The sequence below is a fragment of the Bradyrhizobium sp. 521_C7_N1_3 genome, from assembly GCF_052075975.1.
Classification (GTDB): domain Bacteria; phylum Pseudomonadota; class Alphaproteobacteria; order Rhizobiales; family Xanthobacteraceae; genus Bradyrhizobium; species Bradyrhizobium japonicum.
The window spans coordinates 1783751-1809413 of the sequence record NZ_CP197232.1; the positions used below are offsets into that span (position 1 = coordinate 1783751).

A 25663-nucleotide genomic window follows, 5' to 3' on the forward strand; every position below is an offset into this window, starting at 1 on the left:
AATGCCGACGCAGGCGATTTTACCGAAAGTCTTGAATCTCTACGCCTCGTGGGCGGTGATAACGGCGGCGGTCGACGCGATCCTGCCGCCCGACACGCAGCCGAGCGATCGCAAGAACTATATCGAGCGTCTTGCGCCACAGGATCCGGGCAACAAGGTCGTCTTGACGGAAGCGCTGGTACCGCACTTGGCCAGCCAGGGATGGCTCGAACGGTTTTGTGTCGAGCTCATCAGTCGCAGTCAGACCAATGCCGTGCTTCGCGGAATCCTCTCGGACCAGATTGCCGTGAATGCGGACGGAGTGGCCGATCAGGCTAACCTCCAGAGCCTGAACAACAAGGTTCAGCCCTTCCTGGTTTCGAAGACGTTCTTTGAAGGAATGGAGGCCGCCCGTTACCGTGTGTGTGCGATCTGGATCGACGATCCGTACGAGCCGGGCTTCAAGGGGACCGGTTTCCTCATCGGGGCAGATCTCGTTCTGACGGCGCGTCACGTCGTCGAGCGCTTCCTGGTCCCCGGCCCGGCCGGGGATGTTGCGCTGGCGGGAGCGGAGCAGAGCCTAGCTTTCGTGTTCGACTACTGGGCGCCCGTCGGCGCCTTCGCCGTCGCAGCCCCGCCGAGTGGTCTGCGCGTGGTCAGGCTCGTGACTCCTCGGGAAAATCCGCCAGCCAGCCGTTGGCTCGAATGGTCGAGCATGAAGCATCCGGATGACGGACGGACCCACCTTTTCGGCCCGCCGCCGATTGACCAGCGCCTCGACTGCGCAATCATTCGTCTGGCCGAGCGGATCGGTGCCGAATCCATTGGCGGAGGCGGAGGCAAGCTTCGCGGATGGCAGCGTTTGGGCGCCCCGGTGCGCCCGCCGCGTCCTGGCAGTGCAATCGCGCTTCTGCAGCATCCCTCCGCCGGTCCCCAGATGTTCGATAAGGGGGACTTTGTCGACAGCGATCCCGATCCCTCGACCCGATTGTTTTATTCGACCAACACGAACGGAGGCTCCTCCGGATCACCTTGCTTCGACGCAACGCCGGATATCGTCGGGTTTCACAATGCGGGGCACCCGTCAGCCTATCCGAACAGGCCCACCAGTCTCTGCAATCAGGGTGTGTTTATAAATCAGGTGATCGCCCGGCTTTCGGTGGAGAAACCAGGCCTTCTGCTGGAATCATCCGCCGTTTTCGGGACCAACGACGGGCTGTGGTCGTTGTCCGATGATCGCCAGAAGCCCGAGCCAGTGCTGGGAAGGGTGGATTTCAAGGAAGCCGCATTCGCGATGTTCGATTCGCATGCGGTGCAGCGGGTTCTGGTCGTCAGCGAGCAGAACGCATCTAGTGTTCCTGGAAAGTCCGGCAAGAGCTTTTCCACCCGCATCCTGCGCGCCATTGCACGACGTCGGCCCGCGATCGTGGTCGAATTCTCCGCCGAGGAAATGAAGGAATTTAAATCCGACAGGCCGGAGGATTTTCTCCTGGAACTCGGCCGCCGCATCGATCTTGGCGAAATGAGGGGTATGCCGGAAAAACCTACGGACGAGCGGCAACGGACCCGCTGGTGGGCAAACGATCTGCCGGCCTGGTTCGGTCGGCTGTTGGAGGATCGCGCCAAAAACGCTGGACTTACCGTGAGCGAAACCGTGATCGACAGAACGATGGGGCCGGCGGCAGGTCAGGAACTGGTATTGCGCGAACTCGTTTGGATCGTCATCGATGACATCCACAAGTCGCCGCCTGACGGAGGGCTGAAGGAACTCATCGCGGGGATGATCGGTGTCACGGACACGCAGCAGGTGTTGGGACCGGGCTTGAAATCGATGCGTTGGCTGCTGATCGGTCATATTCCCGATTTTGTGCGCGAATATACAAGTCAGTACAAGCACGATGTCGTCGCTTACGACACGATTGGCATCGAAGCCTGGAAGAGCTGCATTCGGGCAGCAGTTTCTGCCGCTGGCGCGGACGGCCGCTACAACGATGATACGGTTGCAGCGCTCTACGAATATTCGAAGGCCACGTTGCCGGATTTGGCCGATCCTGGGCTCAGGCTGAAGACGTTGGCTGGCGGTGTGGTCCCAGCGCTGAAGGCAATCAAGGTCATGCAATAGAGGTGAATGGCATGGCGGCACCGGATAGCACGTCTTCAATGGCTGACATCGTCGCGCGATTGCGAGCAGCCGGTATCGATACGGCAAAGCTCGATAGCGATTTGAGCGTGGTGCGGGACGCTGCGAATTCCGTGTCGGGCAAGACCGAGACGGCTTTCCCTGGTGACCTCGCGTCACAGCAGCTGCTGGCCGCCGCCACCCGCGGCTACTTCCTTCCCAACAGTATCGGCTTCTCGCCCGACAAGGACGAAAGTCCGGATCTTCGTGCGTTGCTTGCCCAATCCGAACTGGTGCCGCGGAGCGGGACGCCCATGTGGCAACTCAAGCCCAGCGTCCGTCGGCAGGTGCTGCTGGATGCCAACGCGTCCAACACGCTGAAGTCCGCGATCGACATACCTGCGGACAGCGACGATCTGGAGGGCGCCATGCTCCGCCGGGTCATAAAGGGTGATTTGCCCGAGCTAGACGCCGCCACGGCCTCGGAGCTCGATCAGTTGATGGTCGTGTCCGGCTGGCTCGCCGGGACCGACTTCGCGGCGGTGCCGCCAACGGCAGATGTCCGCAGGCAAATCGCCAAACGCGAATTGTTGGAGCCCTTGAGAGTCCTGGTTGGGCGGACGGAGCAGGATGGCGCGGACGGCAGCAGAGACCGCATCGTCGGCCGTGAAAAGCAGATCGAGACGCTGCGCGCATATGTTGGAATCGTGCCGCCCGAAGAGCTCAGGCAATATGCAAGTCGAGCCATTCGGAGCTTGTGGCAGAGAATAACCTTCAGCGACGCCGCCAACGAGCCGCTGATCATCAGCGGCATCGGCGGCATGGGCAAGTCAAGTCTGATCGGAAAATTCATTCTCGACCATGCCTTGTTTCCGGGCATCGATCTACCCTTCGCCTATCTCGATTTCGATCGCGCCGCGCTGGCACCGCGCCAGCCGCTGCAGATCCTCATCGACATTGCCCTCCAATTCTCCACGTGGTTTCCCGGGCTGGAAGCGCCGCTGGCCAAATTCCGAGCCGATTTGCGAGGTGCAATCGATCTGCTGGCCAACAATCCGTCGCAGCGGCTGCTCGAAGATACGACGCGATCGCAGCTCAATGCATATTGCTTCGAGCTGAGGTCGATCATCGAATCGATCAACGAGGGTCGGGCGCCGGTACTGCTCGTCTTCGACACATTCGAAGTGGTTCAGTACGACCAGCAGGCGGTGAAAGGTATCTCAGATCTAATCGCAACGCTGCGCGCACCGACGCCGCCGACGGGCGCGAGATCCGGGGGGAGCTGGGAGAATTTGCGGGTCGTTGTAGCAGGCCGCGCCGGCGCGCCGGAGATCACGACTAGTCACCCGCCCATCAAGCTCGGGCCGCTTCCACTCGCGGCCACTGTCGAACTCATCCGCCGGCGCAACCAAAGCGATGCCATCGGAATCGCGAGTTCGCAGATCACAGCTCTTGCCAAGCTGCTGCGGGGCAGTCCTCTCGATGTCGCAATCGTCATGAACTGGCTCAAGAGCAGGGACCAAGCGGAGCGTGCGTCTCTCCTGGACGAGATCATTCGGGAAGTCGAGGCATCTGACCGCGAGTCAGGGGATGCGCAGGAGTCGGCCGGAGACGATGACAGTGATGCCGGCGCAGACCTGGTGACGAGCAGGCGCATTACGGGCATCCTGATCAACCGGATGGTCAATCACATCAACGACCCGCAGGTACGGCAGCTCGCGGTGCCCGGGCTGGTCGTGCGCGCCGTCACCACCGACGTCATCCGCGAGGTTATGGCCCCGGCCAGCGGCCTCGTCGAAAAAGCCGATGCGCTGTCAACGGACGAAGCGATGGAGCTGTTGCGGCGGCTTGAATCCGAGCGCTGGCTTGTGACCCGCACCGGCGAGTGCCTGCGGCACCGAAGCGATGTAAGGCTTGCGATGCTCGACCTGATGCGCCGGCAGGATCGCCGGCGGTTCGACAACGCCAATTTGCGAGCCACGAAATTCTTCCGCGCCCGGGCCAACAGCAGCACCGACATGCGCGCGGAAGCGATCTACCATCTGCTGTTGAGCGGCGAGGAGAGAATCGAGGAGGCGGATTCCTATTGGAGGCCAGAGGTGGGAGCCCTCCTGGCCAGTGCCGTCGACGACCTGACGGGGGCGGCGCAAGTCTACCTCAAGGTCAGGCTCGGACGGGCGGTCTCTGCGGAGGCGCTCAGAACGTTGCCGCCTAGGGTGGCGTCCTCGTTGCTGGTGGCTTTCGGCAGGCGTCTTCTGCAGCGGGGAGCGGTCGTCGGGCTTTCCTCCGTGTTGGACGATCTGCAGAGGGGCGCGCACAATCCTGCGCTCGTCGGGATGGTCTGCGAAACCCAGTATCGTTCGGGGAACTGGGACGAGCTGCGGGAGTGGCTCAATCGAGGCACGACCTCCGGACCGCTGGCGCCTGCGTTCGCTGCGCTTGGCGACGGCGACTTCGATGCCGCGCGCATGGCCGATGAAGCTGCCGGCGGGCCGTTGCGCTTCTGCTTGCGTCTTGGGGCACGCGACCCGCAGGCCATTCCCGTCCTGCTGCAGTCCGGCATGGCCGACTGGAAGCTCGTATCGTTCCCGACCGGATTGGGCGATGCAGCCTGGGACTATGCAGCGTGCATCGTGCATGCGGATGACTTCGTTGCCGGCTCGGTCGTTCTGGAGCGAAAAGCTCGCATCCTCGATGCAGTCGGAGCGATGTGCAGGAGTGGACAAAAGGTGCCGGCGGCCGCGACCACGAGCGGCGCATTGTGCGTGCTCGCTTTCCATGAAACGGATACGGCGCGACCGATTTTGCGAAAGCTCGATTTCAACGCCGTTTTCTCCACGATCGGGGCGCGGATGTTGCAGGAGTTCGGAAAGTCATTTGAAGCCGTCGCTTCCCAATTGCAGCCCAATTTTCCGGAGCTAGTCTCCGGCATGAGGACCTTGCTGAAGGGCTCGTCCGCGATTCCGGGCAACGCGGTGATCGCCGACCCAAAGTTCACGCGCGAATTCGCGGGGTTGGTCGCACAGATGGCCGCATCGGGCTCGGAGGCCGCGGCGCGATGTGTCCTGAACACGCTCGCCGGGACACATCCCGATTGGATAGAGCCGGCTGGGCACGCCCTGACCAGGGCATTTCCAGGAGAGATTCCGAGCAAGCTTGGATGGTGGTCGTCGGTCGACAAATACCTGGCGAACGGCGGCCGCCAGGCCCGCAGTCGGCGGCCACTCGATGGCTACGCCATTCTTTCGCTGGCCGATGAGGCCGGCAGTTTCGTCGAAGCCTTATCTGCATATGCGGAGATCGTCGACCACCACAGCGATCGGGCGCAGGATTTCATTGCGATAGCTGCCGCATTTCAGGGATGGAGACGTTGGCTGACGTCTATGCTGTCACCGACTGCTTGAGAATTTATACTCGTTGAAAGTCATTTGCTGATGGGGCAATCTTTCTAAGGGGGTGGGGGATGAGGTACAACCGAACGAGTCGGCGGGCGCCATGCCGGCCATGCGCGGCTCTGTTGACGCTCCTTTGTCTTGCGACCGCCACTCGTGCAACGTCCGCCGCAGTCCGTGAAGACAACTGCGGTGCACACGGTACCTGCGTGAATGCGCTGTATCAGAAACTGGCGCTCATCAATGGCGGTCCTGTCGAAACCGGCGGCACTATCGTCATTCGCGAGCCTCTGATCTGCTTTCCCCGCGGTGCGAGCAGGTTGAGCGGCCATGTCTGGTCGTCCGACAAGAAGCGGCCAGCTGCCATCATTCGGGAGATCAAGGAGCTGGGGGCCCTGCTCGTCGCGGCGAATCGTGACAGTGGCAGGCCGTCGAAGTCGCGCCTGCTCGTCCGCGTTTCGGGTTTCGCCGACAGCGAGGGCGGGGACGATTCAAACCTGAAGCTTTCGTTCCAGCGCGCGCAGACGATCGCCGCACTGTTGCGACAAAGCGCGCCGGGCGTGCCGCTCGCGCTCGAGATCGAAGGACGCGGGCAGGCCAAGGCGAATTCAGGAGCAGGCGGCGCTTGTGCGGATCCTGCCAGGCCGGCCACCGAGGCTGCAGGCGAGCCGGCGCCGCAACCGTCCCATCGTCGGGTCGAGATCGAGATTCTTTCCGCGGCGCTGACGCACGCGTCGGCTCCGTCGCCCGAGTCCGACGATATGGCGCTTCGACTGTTTCCGGAAGGAAGCATGCCGTATGGTCCGTTTCGCGTCACGCTCGCGGAGGGCGACCTGAAGATTGACGCGATCAGCAAGGCGTGCCGGACACCGATCGCGGCGCCTGCGTCGGAGGCTCCCGCAAACCGCCCGCCGGCCGAATTCGAGTATCCATCGACACCTTGGGTCGAGCTCGCTCGACCTGGCGGCAGCGTCGATTCGGCGAAATACCCTCTTCACCAGTTCGAGCCGAACTTGTCCGGCTCGGTCGAGGTCGTCCCGGTTCGCCGCCTCAACGGAACGCGCACGACCGACGGGGTGCGCATCGTCCTTCGGCTCGCCAAGGCCGAGAGCACGCCATACCTGATCCCCGGATACTGGGCCGTCGCCCTGCATCTGGCGACGCTACCTCAAAAACTTACGTCTTCCGTCGGAAATCCCGCCGTGGAGAATCCGGCCACGAAGCCCTGGGAACGGATCGTCGATTGCTACGCAAGCATCGCCGCAGGACGAACGGCTTCGAAACTTGTTGACGAGAGTCACAAGCTCCTGAACGGGCAGATCGTATCTGAAGTGGTTTCGCGCCTGCCGAAGACGATCGACGGGATGATGCTACACACGCATCGGGCGGATCGAAATTTCCATTTCTTCGATCTGCACCCGGCGATGTCGCTTCGTTTCAAGTCGACCAGCGTGGATCCGGTGTCGCGCACGATGCAGCCCGGCGCGCCACTGGATCTGTCCACCCAGGCCGATCCGATTGATCCCTACGCATTGGTTCCTAGGCCGCGAAAGGTGGCCGCGCCGCGCGGGCGCGCCGCCTCTGACCTGTTTTTGGCGTACATGTTGTCGGGCAGGCTTAACCGGCCGAGCAGCCTCGGGGCGGAAAGCGCCGAGGCCGAGAGCGCCAAGGCGGAGCACGCCAATGCCGAGAACGCCAATGCCGAGAACGCCAATGCCGAGAACGCCAATGCCGAGAATGCCAAGGCCGAGAGCGCCGCCGGGGCTGCAGTGGAGGCCGGTACCACACTTAAACTCGGGGCCCTCGCGTCCCATGTCGTCTTTGAGGATTTGCTCCAGCAAGGGGTTGTGCGGGTTTTTCTCCCGAGAAACTTGCGCCAGGTCCAGACCATAGCGACTATTCCGAGCCCGGCCATTTATTTCAGCAAGGCGCCTGACTCGCTCGCTCAAAATCCGGCCACGTTGATCGTGGCGGCGCAGGATCTGGCCGCGTTGGACAAGTTCACAGCCGACGCTCATACGACCGCATTCGACCGAACGGTCCTTTGCAAGCCGGAATATCAGGTTGCATGTGCGGTCGCCCTCGGTGGCCTGACCTATTCGCCGAACGTCAAGATCGAGATCGGCGGGCAGGATCGTCAGGTGCCGCTGGGAGCACGCCTTGCACATGTCCTCCCGGCGGATATTCAAAAAGGCTGCTTCGAACCGATCAAGGACGCCACCGATCAATGGCCGCCCGGTGCACGGCTCGGCAAGGCGGTGACGATTGAACTCGGTGGCCTTCCAGCCCCCCTGATTATTGACCGTAAGGATTGTCGTTTACTCGGATTGCCGTTGACCGAAGGGAGTCGCATTTCATGGTGACATTTTCCCGTTGTGGAACTTCGTCCATTTTTGCCAACGATGCTGTAAACCCCAGAATCCTGTTTCGTCCTATCAACGATGTCGCGTCGGAGCCGTCGTTGACCTTGGACGACAGCGTCGTTCGCAACGGCATCTTTTGGGTGCTGCCGTCAGCGCAACCGTTTGCCGGACTTTCGGAGATCGTTGCATGGCTCGATCATCGGGCGGCCGAGCAGGCAACAATCGGGCTCGCCCAGACAGCGGAGCGAATTGCTTTCGGTCGCGCCGGCGGCGGTGTGCCGCTGTTCGTATTGAAAGGCGGGCGCAGCGGGTCCTTTCCGCTCGGCGCTAACCAGGTCCAGCTCGAGGATCCGGCAACAGGATTGCTGGAATACGTCCTTGACCTCGACCGATCGATGCTTTCGGCCGGCCCGATCGGTCTGGTATTCACGCCCCAGGGATCCGGACATGTTTTCGGTCGACGGCGCGCACTGGACACAAGCCGCTCGCCCTTCGCCATCATGCAATTGGAGCTCGATCTCACGGACGCTTCCGCGATCGGATGTTTCCGTGGCGAGGGTCACCTCAGCTCGAGTAGCGATGTCCTGACGCCGACGTCGATCGACGAGATCGTCGGCGCGGGGCTCGTCAACCGCTTTACTTACCTGAAGCGGAACGATGGATCGCCCGCGACCTCTACGGAAGAGGCTGCCGTGCTGCACGGCGGCGAGGCCGGCACGAGAAGCGGTCGATGCGTGCTTTCGCTTGATCCGTTTGCACCGCTGGACCAGCTCCGGTCGTTTCTCCAACCATTGCCTCGCTCCGACACCGAAGCGCTCGTCCTGGCGATCCCGACAGCGCCCGGGCACGACGTTGAAGTCGTGCCGCATCCGACCCCGGCGCTGCAGCGGGGACCGGTTTTTGTATTCACGCGCCAGCCGCTGAAACTTGAAGCAGGTGCCAGTGACTACGACGACACGATGTCGTTGCGCGGGACCTTCAAGGCAAAGGTGAAGCCACCTGCGGGAGGCACCGAAGCCGGTGCGGCGCTCGACCTTGCGCTGCTCGGACTGCTGCCTGGTTTTGCGCCCAGCGAGACTTTGGGGCCTTCAGCTTCCGGAACTGAAGCGTCCGGAGATATATTCGTCACGTTCGACCTCGGCCCCGCGATTGACAAGCGCCCGCCGGAGGGGTTTGCCGAAGCCGCCGAGAGCACTGCAGCCACGAACACGCCCGCGCTCTCGGCGCAAGGTGACAGCCTCGGCGTTACGTCGTGGATGAGCGTGCACCGCGGCGATCCCTCCGGCACCATGCGAATGATCGCCGAGCCACCCAGTGGCCGCAACCTGAAGATGGATGGCGGTGTGCTCGAGCATGCGCCGCTCGAGCTGACGGTCGGGAGGCAGGACGCCGCGAATATTCCGGCGGGTTTTGTGCCTGTCCTGCCGCCGCGCGGCGTTCAGCAGGACAAGCGCAAGTCCGCTCAGGCGTTCGACATAGAAAGGCTGGCGCATGAGCGCCGCAAGCTGGCGGCCCCAAAGGGATATACTGTCACCGAGAGTTCGCCCGCGACCGAAACCGATCCGGTCATCAGCAGATCGACGACGCCGCTCGGCTTCGAGGTCGAGCGCCTGCCGGACGGGCGCATCGCGGCGATCGTCTTTGCCGTTTCGGTTGGCACCGCCAAGGGGCAGCCGGCGCAGTTTCAATTTGCCGTTCGCGGCCGGACCCCGGGCGGAGGGAAGGGGCCGGTGCTGCCGGCCGTTGCCGACGCATTGATCCGCAATCGCTTGTTCCTGGTCGCGAACAAGATGCCCGACGTGACGGCGCAAGGTGGCACCTCCCTCGAGAGCCGGTTGGCAATCGGGGGCTGGCCTTTCGATGTCGGCATTCCGGGCGCAGAAGGGCGCGCGGACCGTCAAAAACTACGCCCCGAGACGCTTTTCATCATCAAGGGATATGAAAGCAGAAGTATCATCGAACTCGCCGATGACCCGGCATCCTGGTCGGGCAGGGATCAGTTTCTGCGCCCGGGACCCGAGGGAAAAGAGGATCCGACCGCGAATGCGCGTGATATCCTTAAGGCCTTCATCAACCGTGCGAAGACAGAAGCCGCTGCCACCGACTCCGCTGCGGCCAGGCAATACCAGCTACTGCTGAGCATTCTCAACGACGGCAACTGGGCCGGCGTTCTCATCATCAATTGCGATCTGGGGCTCGGCGATCTCCCCGCGCAGGTCCAGGGTCTGCTCGGCGGCATGGATCTCGACCGGCTGCGCGGCGAGTATGTTGCAATCGAACTCAAGGGTATCGGCAATTCGGGCGGGTCCACAAAATCGCGCCTTTCCGGTCTGGTCGACTATCGGGACGACGGCTCGGCGATCAAACCTGCCCTAGCAAATGAGGAAGAGCCCGAACACGACGGTTCTTACGGCTTCAAGATCCGGCGCTTGCTCGTCAGCTTTGCGAACGGCGAAATTTCGACGTTTCAAGCCAAGATCGACTTCTACCTGGGACGTCTGTTCCATGGGTTCGGCGACATATGGGAGAAGAGAGCGAGCACGGCCTGGCAGAGAAAGCACGACTCCATTCTGTCTTTGGTCGGACGCTACGAGCGGATACGCGAAGGCGGAGCCACGCGTGAAGTATACACCTATGAGACCGACCCCGAGCAAAGCTTCAGATACGCCGCCAAAAAGGAGGGGCAGGTTGCACCTGAAGAGGGCGATGAAGATGCAATCATCCGTATAGTCGACGTCAATCGCATTGCTTATGTGACCGACGATTCGAAACCCGACGGGGCGGATGCAAGATCGGTCGTCTCCCGCTTTCTTCTGGACGGCAGGGTCAAATTTGGCTCCCTGGGCGGGCTTGATGTCATCGATATCGAGGCCCTCGATTTCAGCGACATGGGCATTGCGACGGGGTTCAGGATTCCGAACCTGCCCGGCCACGCGATTGAGCGAGCCCTGCGAATGTTCTTCAATCCGGGGCGGCTGCGCTTTCAGTTCGGCTCCGCCGCCAAGCGGCCCGGCCGCGGATTCTGGTCCTCCTTTCCATTGAAGTTCAAGGCTCTGAACCTGTTCGGGAAGGGATTGAGACTTCCCAATCTCGGCTATTTTGGATTCGGAAATTTTCCGGAGACCGACGGCTTCCGCTTTGGTCTCGAGTTCGATCTTGATCTCGGATTCCTCGGCTCGCTGGCGCCGAAGAAGGGATTCAAGCTGTCGGTGCTGTTCGGCTTCAGTGACGGAGTGAGGACGGGTGGCGGATGGGCTCCGCGCTGGGCGCTGGGCATCAAATTCCCGGAAAGCGATGGCAAGCTCGACATCGGCATCGAAGGCGTGATCAAGCTGCGGGCCGAACGGTTCAAGATTCTCGACAAGCAGTTCCGGCCGCCGGGGGGCGGCGCTTCATCGCAGATCAAGCTGCTCTATGCGATCGGCGCCCAGCTCGAAATTCTCGGATACAAGTTTCCGAAGGATGAGGCAGGCATCTCCCTGTTCCTGTTCGTGGACCCCAAAACGCTGGGGAGCGGACAGGCCGCGAGTGGCATCGGCTGGTTCGCCGCCCGCAAGCCCATCGATGGCAAGATTGGCGTGTTCGATCTGAAGGCGATTGCGCTCGGGCAGCGTGTCGATCCGCTTCCGGCGACCCAGCCTCCTCCCAGGACCACCAAGGAGGTCGTCGGTCGCTTTACGGCCCTGACATCGAAAGCGCCGTATGACCAGGATCCTGGAAACAACGAGACGGCCGCGCTGGACAAGATATCCACCGCGATCGAGAGGGACTACATCCGCTTCGACCCGTCGCGAGGCTGGTCCGTCGGCTTCTCCGCAGTATTCGCCGATCGCGTCGAGCTCGGCCTTGCGATGCGCGACGACGACATCTATGGCATTCGCTTCGGTGTCACGCTGTCGCCCGGCTCCAGCGACTATCTCTTCTCGCTGGATGTGCTGTATCGGAAGCTCAGTGAAAAGCTCGGCGTCTATTCGATCGAGATCGTCGCGCCGCCGGCCTGGCGTCAGCTGGAATTCGGCGTCGTCAGTGTCACGCTTCCAACGATCGCATTTGAGATCTATACCGACGGCGGTTTCACCGTCGATCTCGGTTATCCCTTCAACAAGGATTATGGACGCGCCTTCGGCGTACAGGTATTCCCGTTCATCGGATCTGGCGGGCTCTACTTCCGCCGCGTATCGGGGCCTGCTGCATGGTTGATCCCACAGCCTAGATTTCACCAGGGCGGCGGATCGGGCGCATTGATCGTCGATGATAGCCTTCTGACCTACAAGCCCGTCACCGAGGTCGGCATGGCGTTTCGTGTCGGCCTCGGCAAGGAGATCAACAAGGGTATCTTTCGTGCCGGGCTCTCGGTCACGGTGTTCGCCGAGATCGAGGGAGGCTATGGCGTGCTCTGGCACGATCCGGCTCGCCCGGAGGTGCGCCAGTGGACGCAGGCAGCATCCACCTTCGTCGCGATCCGCGGGCAGGTCGGCATACTCGGCGAGATATACGGCTATGTCGACTTCGGCATCGTGAAGGCCGGAGTCTCCATTCGCGTATGGGTTGCTTACGGCTTCGATATGAAAACGGACCACCGCATTCGCCTCTATATCGAGGCCGGTGTCAGCGTGCGGATTTCGGTCGTGATCGCCCGCTTCAGGGTGTTCGGCAAGACCATCGAGATCAGTCTGCATTTCAGCTTCTCGACGACCGTAGACTATTCCGTCTACGTCGGGTCGGACCGCAACACGCAGTACTACCTGTTCCAGCCGCGTGCCGGCACCGAGTCGATTGTCGTGACCGAAGCCGGCAGGCCGCTTCTGGTGTTCAAGGAGCCGCCGGCCTGGACCGAAAACATCAATCCGGCAGACTGGCGGCTCGCACCGGATCTTGGGCCATGGCGGATGCCCGTGTATCTGATGCCGGACATGACGCTCGCAGCGGCAGCCGACGCGTCCGTTCGCGCCAACGCCGTTTTTCTCGGCGTCATTCCCGATAGTACGGCCGATGGGCATCCCGTCGGCGGATCGAGCCTGGCTGTCTTGATGGCGGCCTGGACGATCGCAAACACCACGAACCGGAGCCCCGGTGTCGCCTTGCGCGATCACGAGATCACGTTCGACACGCTCGACAGAATTTCGCTTTGGGTTGCTGCGGGCGACACGATCTTCGACGGAACCGCCCACGCATCCGAGCGTCGGAAGCGCCAACCGTCTTTCCTGTTTGTCGATGCGCTGTTTCGGACCAATGTGGACGCGACGATCTCGCGTGCGCCGGACGCGGTCGATGGTGCCGCGCAAATCGGCGGCGTGTTCTTCCCGCTTCCGCCCACCGCGACGATCACCCGGAGCGGCTTTGCCGAATCGGAATGGCCGGTGACGACGCGCCTTGCCGACAAGCAGGTCGTCAACGATGCCTACCGCGAAAAGATCGACGCCGAACTCCAGCGTCAGATGGCCGCTCTTGTGCCTTCCCGAGTTGCCGAGTCGGTCGGCGCCGAGGCGGAGCCGCAGCGGCTCCCGATCGCGCAGGTCCTGTTCGAGGACTATGTCGGGTTGATCATCCGCGGCTCGATCTCGCGCCTTTGTGCCATCGCCGCGGAGAAGATCAGGACCGCAGCGCCGCGTGCGGATGGATCGCCTCATGCCTTCAGGCTGGGCGATCTGCTCGACGAACTGGAACGGGACGAGGTTCGCTCAGGCGTTCTCGCAATGGCGACGCGCCTGTTCTTGCATGGACCGCGGCTCCCCGACCCGGATTCGCCGCCCGCCGGCGTCATGCCTCCGAACCTTGCGCCCGGAATGCATCATGGTCTCTACCAGCTCGCCTGGCTGCAACATCCGCTCGGGCGCCCCGCCGTCCCGGCTGAGCGGCCGGCCTTCGTCATTGAGACGGGAGATTCGTTCCTGCGTGGCGGGGCGCTCACCTTTGCTATCGACGGCGTCGAGAGCGATGCCTTGGTCCAGTTCGCGGCCAGTGCGCACCTGTTTACCGACCTTGGCGGGCGCATCAGCGCCGCCGACAGGTTTCGAACGGTGCCGCGCGACTTCGCCGTGGGGCGCCCCCGCGTTCTCGGTGGCAACCGTGCCCATCTGGTCCCGTTCCCGGCCGAGGTCATTCGTCACCAGGCGAGGACGCGTAGCGAGGGCCTTCTCAGTCGTCCAGGCCTCCGTGCCTTCAGAATCGGCGAGCGGACGCGTCCGGAAGCCGCGGCAAAAATCGGCTCGCACGCCGTCATCGCGGTGACGCTGCGGCTGCAACTGGTGAAACCGGCCCCGGGTGCTGCCGTCCTCGATCGCTTCGAGATCGCCGGTATGCCCGAAGGCGATCGCGTTTGGCTGGATGCCCTCAACCTGGAGGCCGGCGGCGCGCAACGGATCGCACGCGCCGAGTTCTACAACGTCAAGCCGGATGGGCTTGAGCCGCTGGTTGGTGCAGCGACTTCGGCCGTGGTCGTGCAGAGTGACCTGTCGGCCGAAGCAAGGCCTTTCGGAGCGACAGAGCTGGCCGCGGAAACGGCTATCTCGGAGACCTATGTGGCTTCGATCGACGAGCTTCAGGCTTTTGTCGAAATCGTGCGGCGCGCGGGCGTCACGAACCGCGCCGGCACGAGTATCGGCTGGCCGACGGCTGGCAGTTCGATCCAGCAGCTCCCGCCTCGCCCGGAGGGTGATGGAAGCACGCCGCCGATCGAGCTAATGATGATCCTGTACCTGACCGAGGAGAGCGCGGGATACGCGAACGCAGTCGTATTCGATGTTCCTGCCGACCAGGCCGATCCTGCGGCTTATCTGGATGGTCACTCGTTCACGTTCCAGATCGACAGCGAAAACCCGTTGGCGCGGGCGGAGCTCAGCGAACCAATCGCTCCGGCCGGGGTCTTGCCCATCATCGTGACGCGGCCGGAGCGGCCCGCCGTTCCGACCGGTCTCAACGAGGAGCTTTGGGACCAGTTCGCCGCGCGCTTCTCCATGTTCGCCTATTCGGTCAGGGATGACAATGCCGAGCTGGTCTCGATATCCGAGAGCCTCGCTGTGGGGCACACCGACGACGAGGGCGTGACGGAGATGCTCACCTACCGGCTGGCCCTGCCGTTCGCCAAGCTGATGAATGCGAGGTCGCCCTATGCTGCCGTAGGCAAGACGCTGCAGCTCGCCGGTCAATGGCGCGACGTCTACGGCAACGATTGGTCGGGGCCGCCGCTCGCGAGCGTCCCGGTCAAAATCCGATACTCCGATCGCCTGATCCCGCTGAACGATTTGCCCGGGCTGCTGCTCGCATGGTGGCCTGGCAGCACTGCCGGCCGGCTCAACGTAGCCATGGTGCTTGATCCCCGCTCTGCGTCGTCAATCGTGCCGGAAGGTGAAGGCCCCCTGACCGACGACCAGTACCGGGCGCTGATTGAAATGTCAGATCGCGCCAGGGTCATCTACGCCCAGGCGGCATTGCAGCTTCGCGACGAACACATCGGCGTGTCGTTGACCGATGGCGGGAGCGAGCAGACTCGTGCCCTGAAGCGGTCGGTCGCGTTTGCGAGGCCCGACGTCGAGAAGCTCTGGAAGTTCATGGAGGCTGCCAGCGCAGCGTTCGGTGCGATGACGAGCGTGAGAGACTTGCGGACAATTCCGGCGACGACGGTCAGGACGGAAGCCGAACGGCTGTTGTCTCGCGATCCTGTCGTGTTCGGATTTGATGTCGAAGTTTCGGATGGAGAGTTCGCTGAGCTTGCATTGGCGCTTCGGGTCGAGCGCACCAGCCTGGATGGGCTGGATGGCACTGAGCCTTCCGATGTGAAGAGCGTGGTTGTGCCGTTGCCGCTGCCGCTGCGCCATGACGGCTCTGCCAAGCCTGCAAACACCGTGGCGTTCCCCGCCGGTTTTGGGCGCACCCTGGAAGAACTGGAGGCTTCCATGGCACACTTTGCGCCGCAGTTCCTGCTCGCAACGGGGTATGGCAGCGTCCCGGGGCTGGTCGAGCGGGCGATCTGGCTGGTGCGGCAAGACGTGCTTCCGCCGGCCAATCATTTCACCACCGCCGTGCGCCACGACCTCGCACTGCCACCCATTTCAACCGGCCTGCACAGCTTCGTTGCCGACGTGCCGACGTTCGGGGACGAAAAGCCCGTGCGGTCGGTTGGCTTCGACCGGATCGATGCAGATGCAACCGCTGCCCGTGCGCTTACGCTGTACGACGAAGTGCTCGATGTTCCGGCCGTGCAAAGACTGTCCGACACGCAAGGAGGCCGCGACGCTCTGCAGCAGATCCTGATCGCCAAGGCGTCGATTGCCGCGTCACTTGTCGCAGATCTTCGCCCCGTTCTCGATGGCCGGCCGGCCATCGGAAACGTTCCAAACGCGATTTTGAAGGACAGGGTTCTGATGCGGCTCTCCGCTGCAGATGCAATCGACACGATCTCGTATTACGAGGATCAGGCTGCCGTCCCGCATGACGAGGAGAAGCGACCGCAGGCATATGGAAGCATCGTGTCGCGTGACACCGGCGTCGTGCCGTACACGATGCGGCCGTCCGCGATGCAGATCGGAGCTCCGGCGAGCGGGAGACGGCACTTGTTTGTCACGACCGACGTGACGCCGAACTACGACAAGAACACCGTTCCTTCGCCGGCCGGGTATCGGCTGACGCACGTGCAGCGATTGCCGCGACCCGCACTCGAGGCCGTGGTGCCGGGAGATCCGGGGCGTTATCGGCCGACCGCATGGCTCAAGCTCGCGACACCACGGGTCTATGAGCTGCCCGATGCGGACATCCCGATCGTGCGAAAGCGGTATCCGCGGACGCCCGCGATCGAGGTTGAATCAATTGGAAACACGGTGGCGAACACGATCGGCGATGCGCGGCTTTGGAGGCATTCGCGAACGTGGAGCTACGAAGGCAGCGGAAGCGATCGACTCAAATTGACCCTCCGCTACAATCCGGGAACCGGCCCATTGCCCACGGAAGCATTACTCGGCCTTACCCGGGACGCGCTGCGAGCAAGGGCGTTTGCGATCTTTGCCGAGGCGGTCGAGCCCGTTCTGCGACAGCTCGGCAGGGAGGCGACCGGCGAGGCTGCTGCCAAATTCCTCGCGGCACGCGCGCAAGACCTCGCAAGCGCATTGTCGCAACAGATTATCGAATCCGAGGCCGCGCTGGTCGAGCGTCTCGATGTTTACGATGTTGCAGAGGAGGTCATGGCTGACGGCCGGCGCCGTCTTGTCATCAAGCGTGATAAGAGCCGCGCCGGTCTGCCCGGGCCCGGGAGCTTTGAGCTTTATTGTCCGGCCGACGCCGCCCATCCGAAGACCGACGATGTCGGTCCGCTGATCTTCAATGAGGGGGATCTGGCGAAGCGACTGAGACGGCTCGATGCGTTGGATCTCGACATTCTTGCCTATCGCTCCGTGCAGACGGAGCTGGATCTGACACGTAATGCCGAAATCCGGGGGAAACCTGTCGCCAAGGAATTCGTCTATCGGGTTCCGACCGTTGCGTCGGGTGCTCCGCTGGTGCCCATACTCACCGTGGCCGAGGTGGAGATGGCGTCGCAAGCTCGCTCGTTCGGCGAACACTTCGCCGCAATGCTGAAGGATCTGCTTGGGCCGCGCGGTGGCAGTGCTTCCGACCACGACGCGATTCTGGAAGAACTTTCATTGGATGTGCTCCTCACCTTCGAGCCGCTTCTTGCTGAAGAGGTCGATATCAAGGGAGACGGCCTGCACGTGTCGGGCCTTGCGCGCTCCGGACTTCGGACCGGGGACTGGGCGGGCTGGGTCGGCCCGTTTGTCGAATCGGTAGCGGCGTGGCGCCGGTCTTATCGGCCCGCAGCCGGCGGCGATTATATCTTTGACCTTCGTGTATTCGAGGCTGCGTCGAACCGGCCGATCATCCGGATCCGGCGCTGCGTCCTTCCCGCAAAGTTGATTTCTGGTTGACGGTAAGGGTTTAACGAAATGAATCTGCAAACGAAGTGGTGGCGTATTTCCGCGGCAATGTTGGCATTCATCGTGGCTTCCGCGGTTTCGCTCGGATATGCGGAGGCGGCGACGCCAAGCTACCTGCGATTGGTTGTCGGGGGTGTCTGTCTGCTCGGCGTATTTATGTTTGCAAGCGGCATCACCGGCGTGAAGACCGCGCTGGTCGACGAGTTCAATTGCTACTCACTGCAGCGCGTCATTACGTTCGGGTGGTTTGTCGTCCTCTCTTCGGCCTTCCTCGCAATTTCGTTCTGGAACGTTGCCTTGTGGAAGGCGGGCGGAAGCGGCGTGGTGCAGTCCTTCGTTGAGATTGATGCAAGCATCTGGGCGCTCGCTGGTGTCGTGCTCGGGGGCCTCGTCGGAAACGGCGTGGTTAATTCGATCCATGCCGCGACCCCGCCAAAGGATGCAGGTGCCCACGAGAGCGCTCTCTCCCCGGACCCCCGGCGCCAGGGGGCGATGTACCGCAATATCGAGATCGATGACGCGAAGCCTGCCGACATTACAACCAATAGCCAGTTTGGCGTTCAGAACACCGTCGATATGACGGCCGTGCAGCAACTGCTGCTTCAAGCCGCGGTTCTCGTTGCCTATGTGGTCGCGGTAGGTCGGCTTGTCGTGGCAACTGCCAGCAACGAGCCTATCGGACATCTTCCGGGTCTTCCCGCCGAACTGTTGGCTTTGCTCGGCGTGAGCGCGGTGGCTCAGGTCGGAAATGCAGCGGTCCCGAAGGCCAAGATCAATGGTGAGGCCGCGGCCCCGAAGCCGACGGAAAGATTTTGGACCGAGGGCAGCGAGCGGGCCGCGGAGAGGCTCGCACATGAAAAGTCTGGTCAGGAATCCGGCGGGCTGCCGATCACCTCAGGTGTTCTCAGTGCCCCAGAATGGGATTTGTTCAGGCAAAATCCCGTCGTCGGCGCTCTGGTTCTGTTACACGCGAAAACTGCCGTGAACGAGGCTCTCGCCAGCTACAAGTCGACGGCGCTCGAAGACGACAATGGCGATGCCTTTCGTCATGCGTTGTGGAACGCCCGTATGGCGGCCGACAGCGGCGTGGGCGTTGTCTGGGCCGAGAAATGGGCGACTACGCATGAAGACGGAAATCCCGGCAAGCCGCTCGCGACGCAAATGGACTTGTTCAACAACGGGGTCGGCCGCAAGGCGGGCGACGGCATGAAGGTCGATGAGGTCTTGAAAAAGGTGCAGGACTGCGTCGATACCGGCAGGTGCAGGGTCTTGCGCGCCGGAGTCCTGGTAAACTCGGACGGCAAATACAAGCTGTAGTTCGATCGCCGCGTCGACCGAATTTCGAATTTCAAGCAGCCATATGAGCCAAGGCGTACGCTTGCCTGGATTGAGTCAAGTGCCGCATTGACGAGCGGTGGTCGTTCATGCATCTTGAAGTAGTATGTTGATCCTATTTTGTCTGCCTGGGCCCGCGCGAATGGCGGGACCCTGGGTGCGGAATGTGTATTGCAATCACGATAGCATGCTGTGCGTATGGCAAAGCAGAAGCGGACCAGGAAGGTCACCGTCAAGCCGCGGTCCGGCAAGGGCAAGGCCGGCTCGCAATCTGGCGCAAGGGAGGCGGCGGTCGCGGCCGGGCCCGTGACCCTGGACGAAGCGCGCGTGCTTGCCGGCGTATCAGCGCCGGCGCGGCCACGCGCGGCTGGTCTCGAGACCGCACGGGCAGCGGTAGCGCAGTCGCCGTCGCTAAGGACAATTGGCCAGGAGCGCGAAAAGCTGCGACGCGAACAGCGCAGCGAGCGCGTTCGCCGGACCCGCGAATACCAGGCAGTCATGAAAATCATGAAGGCCCGCGGCACGTTGCCGCCGCGAGCGGGACGCGGGGAAGGCGGCGCCGAGGCGGCAGGCGAGCGCGGCGAGGCGTTCGCGCCTCTGCAGATCCTCGCCGAAGGCGATTCGTGGTTCGAATATCCCGTGCCGCTGTTCGGCGGCGGCATCGTTCCGCGACTGGAGCGACGGCTGGGCGTGCCCATCCTCAACCTGGCGAAGACGGGCGATGAGGTTCGTTTCATGCTGGGTGTCGAGGAGCGCACGACCCTGACCGAACGATTGACGAACGGCAGTCCCGCGGGCGGCGATTGGGACCTGCTGCTGTTTTCCGGAGGTGGAAACGACATCGTCGACAATCCGATGGCGCTCTGGGTCAAGGACTGGAATCCGACTCAGCCACCAGCGGCGCACGTCAATCAGCCGCGCTTTGCTGCGGCCTTGGCGCTGGTGCGCGCCGGATATGAGGATCTGATTGCAATCCGCGACAAATGCAGCCCCGACACGCATCTCATCTTTCATGGTTATGATTTCGCCATACCCGACGGCCGCGGCATCTGCAAATTCGGACCGTGGCTCAAGCCGACCTTCGGTCTGCGCAACTTTCCGACGATTGCGTCGGGCCAAGCCGTCGTCAGCGAGATGCTCGGGCAGTTTGAGGCGATGCTGGAGTCGCTGAGCGGTCCTCGGGTGACGGTCGTCAGGACGCAAGGTGTGCTGGCGCCGCAGGTGTCCTCCTGGCACAACGAACTCCATCCTGCGAAGGCGGGGTTTGAGCAATTCGCCGACTTGTTTCATCAGAAGATCAAACAACTTTTTCCGGCGCGCGTCGCTTGACCGGCGACAAGTTCGCCGGCGACGCCGTAATCATTTTCCAGCAACCGCGGAGCGCGAACGATGGCCGACAAATCCCAACGAAGCGATCTGATCGAGTTCGTCAAACGGTTGCTCGCGCGCAATCCCGACGCGGCGCAGAGCATCGCCAAACGGATAAGGGACAAGGCCGGTCTCGAGACGGCAAACCTCGAGGAAGCGCCGCCAAGCCCGCGTGATGTGATTGACCTTTTGACACGCAGTCCGATCGCCGATCTGGAGACGATCGTGTCTGAGGAGAGACCGGTTTTCTTCGTCGAGCGAAATGGAGAAGCCGGTCTCAATTTTGAGGATGTGTCGCTTATCGGTGTCGAGGCACAGACGCTGTTCGAATTGTCGAAGCAAAGTCGCGCGGTTCCGGAAGGCTTGGTCGACCGGGTCGGCCGCATCGACCTCGTGGACTTTCCGGGCGGTGCGCCATTCGCGGGGACAGGCTGGTTGATCGATGCCGGAATTATCGTGACCAACCGCCACGTGGCGAATGTCTTCGCGCGGCGACAAGGGCAGGGCTTTGTGTTCCGTCAAGGCGCCGGCGGCGGGACGATGAGCACGGTTTGGGATACCGGTCATTTTCGCGATGCGGCATCTGGTGGGCTGCGCCGCCAGATTGCCGAAGTGCTCTACATCGAGCCGGATGATGGGCCGAACGACATCGCCTTCATGAGGCTTGCGTCCCTTGGCCACGGGGATGAACTGCCGCCGTTCAAGATCGCAGGATCCGACGCTCTGGAAAACACCGCCGTTTTCACGCTCGGCTACCCCGCCAAGGCACCGCCATCGCGCATCTCCGATCAGGCGCTGATGCAGCGGCTCTATCGTGGCATATATGACGTGAAGCGGTTTGCCCCCGGCTACATCACGGCGCCGCGTGCCGGTGCCACGACGCATGATTGCACGACGCTGGGCGGCAACTCCGGATCGGTGGTCGTCGATTTCAAGACCCGCGAAGTCGTCGGCCTGCACTTCGCCGGCATCTATAAGGAGACGAACCTGGCGGTCCCGGCCAGCCAGCTCAACTTTTACGTAGCGAAAAAGCGCTGGACCCTGCCTCTGGTGATCGAGTCCCGGCCGGCGATCGCACAGGCGCCGCAGCCCGCCCCCGGCGGGCGGGGCACGGTGAGCGTCACGGTGCCGGTCACCATCACGGTCGACCTCGGCACGATATCGACTGTGGCCGGTGCGGCCCGTGTCGGGATGTCGGTCGAGCATGCCGCCGAGGCGTTCTGGAAGCAGAAGCCGGAAGGCGTGCTCGCAGCGCGCGTCGGCTATCTTGAGGATGACGGCCGCATCGGCGATACGCCCTGCATCGCCGTGTCAGCGCAACCAGGCGCGCTGGAGGGGCTGCGCGCGGACGGACCGCATTCGTTCCAGGGCTATCAGGTCCAATACGCCCCGGCCACGGTCGAAGAGCAGCTCGAGGGCCTGATGTCTCTCGAGGCCGCCGCGGCTCCGAACGCTTACGACGACGATGCCCGCCGCGATCCAAAATACCAGTTGAGTCCGGTCGAAGAACTGATGACGGTGCGCGCGCACGTCAGCCCGGAATACGGCTTCGATGAGCTGAAGGCCTTTATGAGCGAGGATGCAGGCTCCTGGGTTTCGGCGATATACGAATTTCGTGCATCAGCCATTAGCGACCTGATGGCAAAACGTCTCGCTGCCGGAACGAAGATCATCCTGGCAGCCGACTTCAAGACGTTCGCTGACGTTGACGACGAGACTACCGAATTCGATGCAGAGGCGATCTTTCAGAAGTGGGCCGATCGGTTCGGCGATGGCAAGTTCAAGCGCATCGCCGTTCCGCTCGGAACAACCGGCCTGGTTCAGCAGTCCTATCACATCAAGGTCACCGTCCGGAACGATGACAAGTTCTGGCTGTCCTCTGGCAACTGGAAGAGTTCGTCGAGCCAGCCGATCATCGATCCATCCGAGCGCGACAGGGCTACGGAGGAGGACCTGCCCGGCAATCGCGAGTGGCACGTGATTGTTCAAAGCCCAACTCTAGCCGAGCGATTTCGCGAGCACATCCTTCAGGATGTGCGGCGGTCGCATGACCTTGGCGGCAAGGAAGTGCCGGTGAAAGCGGATGATCGCGAGCCGCTGGTCGATGTGCCGGAGTCCGTCTTCGAAGCCATCGAGCGGCCGCGCGAACGCCGGCCGCCAGCGCGGCTGAAGAAGCCCCTGGAGATCACCGAAAGCATTGTCGCGGCCCCTCTGCTCACGCCCGACCGCGAAGGCGGAGTGTACAGCGAGGCCGTTTTGAAGCTGATCCGCTCCGCAAGGCGCAGCCTCGTTTTCCAGATCCCCTATATCGGAATGCCGAGCAACCCGCGGCAGCATCGCGGCTACATCGACGATCTGATCGGCGAACTGACCGACAAGCTGGTTTCGCTGGACGATGCCCGCGTGATCCTGCGCGCGGACAGCAGCAAGAAGTTCTCGGATCCCACCCACTCTGCCTGGTATTTTAAGTCGAAGGGGGTCGACATCGACTCGCGTCTCAAGCAAATCCCCAACCATCATACCAAGGGTATGGTCGTCGACGGCAAGCGCGTCCTGATCGGGAGTCACAATTGGAGTGGCATGGGGGTATCGACCAACCGCGATGCTTCACTGATCTTCGATCACGCCGGAATTGCAAAGTACTTTGCGGACGCGTTTGAGATCGACTGGGATCGCGCCGACCCGGTCCCGCCCAAAAAGTTCGTCCCACGGCCGCGCGGCGAGGAGAGCGTCCTGATGGTTCCACCGGGAGACGAGGCGCCGCAGCGGCCCGGCTATCGTCGGATGCGACTCTCGGACTATCTCGCAATGGTGGATGAATGAGAGCGACTCAAGCCGCCATGTCCAACTGCCCATTGCCGCCAACATCGAGCAGATCGAAATTGCCGTGCTCCTTCAGCCAATAACAGGTCGGCCGTCTTCGATCTAGGTTGTCCATTAGCCGGGCCCCCCGGATGGGTGCAAATCGAACTTCTCCTCCATTTTGGACGACGTCTTTGGAAAGCTTGGAAAACGGGCGCAGGTCTATACGTTTTCGGGAAACCACGACATGTACCGGGACGGCGCGGAGATTTCAGTTGCAAGTAACTACCGACGCCGAATCTGGTGATCCCCTTACAGGGGGTTCCGCTCGTTAGCTCGGGCCGGTCGCTCGCGAATCCCTCTGCAAAGTAGCACCCTGCGACAACATGGCGCGTGTAATATCAAGCTTGAGCCGGCCAACCCTCAGCTTCTTCGGTGTCCACATCGAAGAACTTGAGCGGTCGGGATGGCAATTGGCACTGGCTGTCCTATCTCGGCGTGCGCGAGAGCCAATCGTACACCTTCGATATTATGTCTTTTGATAATTGTTTTCTTAGTTGATTGTCTGCCTCGCGGTCGAACGATTTTATTAGCTCGTCCTTTTCCGGCGGTGTCTTCGATGCCTTCCAAATCTTCACCCAAACTTTGGTCATCGGATTTGAGCGTCGGAACGGGCGCCGACGGCGTCCGTCGGCGTCACGCCTATCTCATCGACGATCCCGAGCGCGGCGCGTTCACGCCGAGTATTGCTGCACAATCGCTTTGCCGCGCGCCGAGATTCCGTCCAGCACCGTGTCAAGCACCGGTTCTTTCAGGCCCTCGACCCTCGCCTCCTTCACGACGTCGCTGAGCGCGTCGGGAATCTTCTCGCCGAGCGCCACCAATCGCGCGATCATCTCGTCGGGATCCATTTTCATCAGTTCCCCCTGGCGTCTCCAATGCCGCGGCAGGACTTCTGAGAACTTGTAATAGCCGCCGATCTTCATCGCCATGCGCAGGCGTCGCCGCTCATGTTCGTCGTTGTCGTAAGGCACGAGGCTCAGGACGTCGTAGAGTGGCGCAAGAAACATCCGCCGGCCCGGGAGGTGGATGACTGAGAAGTTCTTCGCGTGCGCGTCGGTACCGAGCACCAGGAAGCTGAAGGCGATCATGTCAGCGAACGCCGCCTTGTCCGCCTCCGGATCGGTAGCATAGCGCAGCACGTCGTTGGTGATCTGCTCGATCGAGGGTCCGCCCTCGCTCTGGTACTTGACGGCGGGATGCACGCCGAGCGCCTGGCACATGTCTTCCTGGTGGAATCGTCTGACGACGCCATCCTTGTCGATCTCGCGGTCGTACCGGGTGACGACGATCGCGACCTCTTCGCCAAACTTCCCGACCTTAGCTTCGGCCGCCGTGATCCCGAGGTGGTTCGCGAGGCGCAGGCACGCGTACTCGTTCTCGGTCGTGCCTCGCAGGTGAGGCATCGGCGGCTTGAGGATGTGCGTGGTCGCCCGGCGGCCGCTCGGTACGCCCCATCGCTTTCCGTCGAACAGTAAGGCCATCTTCGGCTGCGCGCCGGCGAGACTGAAATGCCCCCGGTCGCCGTCGCGACGTCCCGTCCAGGTCCTCTCCTCGCGCAGGCGCTTGAGGCGGTTCGCGACCTCCGCCTCGTCGATCCACTGAACCTCCCCAGGCGAATCCGCATTGGCGGCCATCCACTCGTCGGTGACGATCTGGATCGCGCCGGCGCAATCCTCTCCGACCTTCGACAGCAGAGCGAACGCGCTGTTCGGCGACACGCCGTAGATCTGTCCCCATTTCTGCAGGGTCTGGTCGCTGTCCGGAAGCAGATTCCAGAGATAGTTGGCCACCTTCGCGCCGGAGTGCTTCTTGGCGGCGAGAGGCAGGGACATCGAAAGCGGAATTTGAACCCTGTCGGCCGCGAGCCAACCATCGGCGTACTCGATGGCCAGGACGCCGGTATCCATCTGCTCGAGACGGCCGATCGGGACGCCGCCCATCAGGACGTTCATGAATTTGCTCATCGCCGCCGTCCCTTGAGAAAGCTCGGCTCGTCGAGCGCCAGATCACCGGTATCCAAGTCGTTGTTCCGTAGAGATCCCGGCACACTGTCGATGTTCAGGTCGATCCCCAGCGCGGCGAAGGCCTTTAGCACCGTTCCGAGGCTCGGATTCTCCAGGCGGCCGGTCTCGAACTGCGAGATCCACTCTTGGGTGGTCCCCAGCGTCTGGGCGAGTTGCTTCTGGGTCAGCTTCCGCCGACGGCGGGCTTCCCGGACGGCCAGTCCTAAGTCACTGATTGTCTTCAAAATCATGCCGTCATCCCGTATGAGATTTAAGATATATAGGCCGAATATGATTTTTACGCGATATCAAA

10 protein-coding genes are annotated in these 25663 nt (G+C 62.3%); 7 read left to right on the forward strand and 3 right to left on the reverse strand.

The genetic code is table 11. The annotated features are described in order from the left end of the window. The first annotated feature begins 1 nt into the window (after window position 1). The 3 genes from AB7008_RS08200 (at window position 2) to AB7008_RS08210 (ending at window position 7853) form a co-directional block, all read left to right on the forward strand. Window positions 2-2101 (forward strand): trypsin-like serine peptidase, encoded by a 2100-nt coding sequence (locus AB7008_RS08200; protein WP_038936579.1) that lies wholly within the window; start codon window positions 2-4, stop codon window positions 2099-2101. Window positions 2102-2139: 38 nt separating this feature from the next. Next, on the forward strand, window positions 2140-5502 hold the full coding sequence (locus AB7008_RS08205) for a hypothetical protein (RefSeq protein WP_441258654.1): 3363 nt from the start codon (window positions 2140-2142) through the stop codon (window positions 5500-5502). A 197-nt stretch (window positions 5503-5699) separates the two neighbouring features. After that, a complete protein-coding gene (locus AB7008_RS08210; RefSeq protein ID WP_212477299.1) occupies window positions 5700-7853 on the forward strand; it encodes a hypothetical protein in 2154 nt (717 codons plus the stop codon). A 149-nt stretch (window positions 7854-8002) separates the two neighbouring features. Here the strand turns inward: AB7008_RS08210 and AB7008_RS08215 are convergent, their stop codons facing one another. Further along, window positions 8003-8416, reverse strand: a complete 414-nt coding sequence (locus AB7008_RS08215) for a hypothetical protein (RefSeq protein ID WP_441258655.1) — start codon at window positions 8414-8416, stop codon at window positions 8003-8005. A 129-nt stretch (window positions 8417-8545) separates the two neighbouring features. Here AB7008_RS08215 and AB7008_RS08220 point away from each other — a divergent pair, with 129 nt between their 5' ends. The 4 genes from AB7008_RS08220 to AB7008_RS08235 all read left to right on the forward strand — a co-directional run bounded on the left by AB7008_RS08220 (window position 8546) and on the right by AB7008_RS08235 (window position 23305). Next, window positions 8546-17770 carry a hypothetical protein gene (locus AB7008_RS08220; RefSeq protein WP_441258656.1) on the forward strand — a complete coding sequence of 3075 codons (9225 nt, stop codon included), beginning with the start codon at window positions 8546-8548 and terminating at the stop codon, window positions 17768-17770. 18 nt (window positions 17771-17788) lie between these two features. Then, window positions 17789-19096: a DUF6973 domain-containing protein gene (locus tag AB7008_RS08225; RefSeq protein ID WP_028160482.1), complete on the forward strand. Its 1308-nt coding sequence runs from the start codon at window positions 17789-17791 to the stop codon at window positions 19094-19096. A 345-nt stretch (window positions 19097-19441) separates the two neighbouring features. Beyond that, entirely contained in the window at window positions 19442-20443 is a 1002-nt protein-coding gene (locus AB7008_RS08230; RefSeq protein ID WP_131233133.1) for a hypothetical protein, read from the forward strand. Between the two features lie 60 nt (window positions 20444-20503). Beyond that, a complete protein-coding gene (locus tag AB7008_RS08235; RefSeq protein WP_028143542.1) occupies window positions 20504-23305 on the forward strand; it encodes a trypsin-like peptidase domain-containing protein in 2802 nt (933 codons plus the stop codon). A 713-nt stretch (window positions 23306-24018) separates the two neighbouring features. Here AB7008_RS08235 and AB7008_RS08240 read toward each other — a convergent pair. Together AB7008_RS08240 and AB7008_RS08245 are read right to left on the reverse strand one after the other, a co-directional pair. Beyond that, window positions 24019-25311 (reverse strand): type II toxin-antitoxin system HipA family toxin, encoded by a 1293-nt coding sequence (locus AB7008_RS08240; RefSeq protein ID WP_028143541.1) that lies wholly within the window; start codon window positions 25309-25311, stop codon window positions 24019-24021. Continuing rightward, window positions 25308-25601 (reverse strand): helix-turn-helix domain-containing protein, encoded by a 294-nt coding sequence (locus tag AB7008_RS08245; protein ID WP_035711448.1) that lies wholly within the window; start codon window positions 25599-25601, stop codon window positions 25308-25310. The genes AB7008_RS08240 and AB7008_RS08245 overlap by 4 nt, the downstream gene beginning before the upstream one ends. Between the last annotated feature and the right edge of the window lie 62 nt (window positions 25602-25663).

Bases quoted from the DNA above. Each gene is read 5' to 3' on its own strand.
- AB7008_RS08245 (WP_035711448.1), bottom strand. From the start codon at position 25,601: ATGATTTTGAAGACAATCAGTGACTTAGGACTGGCCGTCCGGGAAGCC.
- AB7008_RS08235 (WP_028143542.1), top strand. From the start codon at position 20,504: ATGGCCGACAAATCCCAACGAAGCGATCTGATCGAGTTCGTCAAACGG.
- AB7008_RS08225 (WP_028160482.1), top strand. From the start codon at position 17,789: ATGAATCTGCAAACGAAGTGGTGGCGTATTTCCGCGGCAATGTTGGCA.
- AB7008_RS08205 (WP_441258654.1), top strand. From the start codon at position 2,140: ATGGCTGACATCGTCGCGCGATTGCGAGCAGCCGGTATCGATACGGCA.
- AB7008_RS08240 (WP_028143541.1), bottom strand. From the start codon at position 25,311: ATGAGCAAATTCATGAACGTCCTGATGGGCGGCGTCCCGATCGGCCGT.
- AB7008_RS08200 (WP_038936579.1), top strand. From the start codon at position 2: ATGCCGACGCAGGCGATTTTACCGAAAGTCTTGAATCTCTACGCCTCG.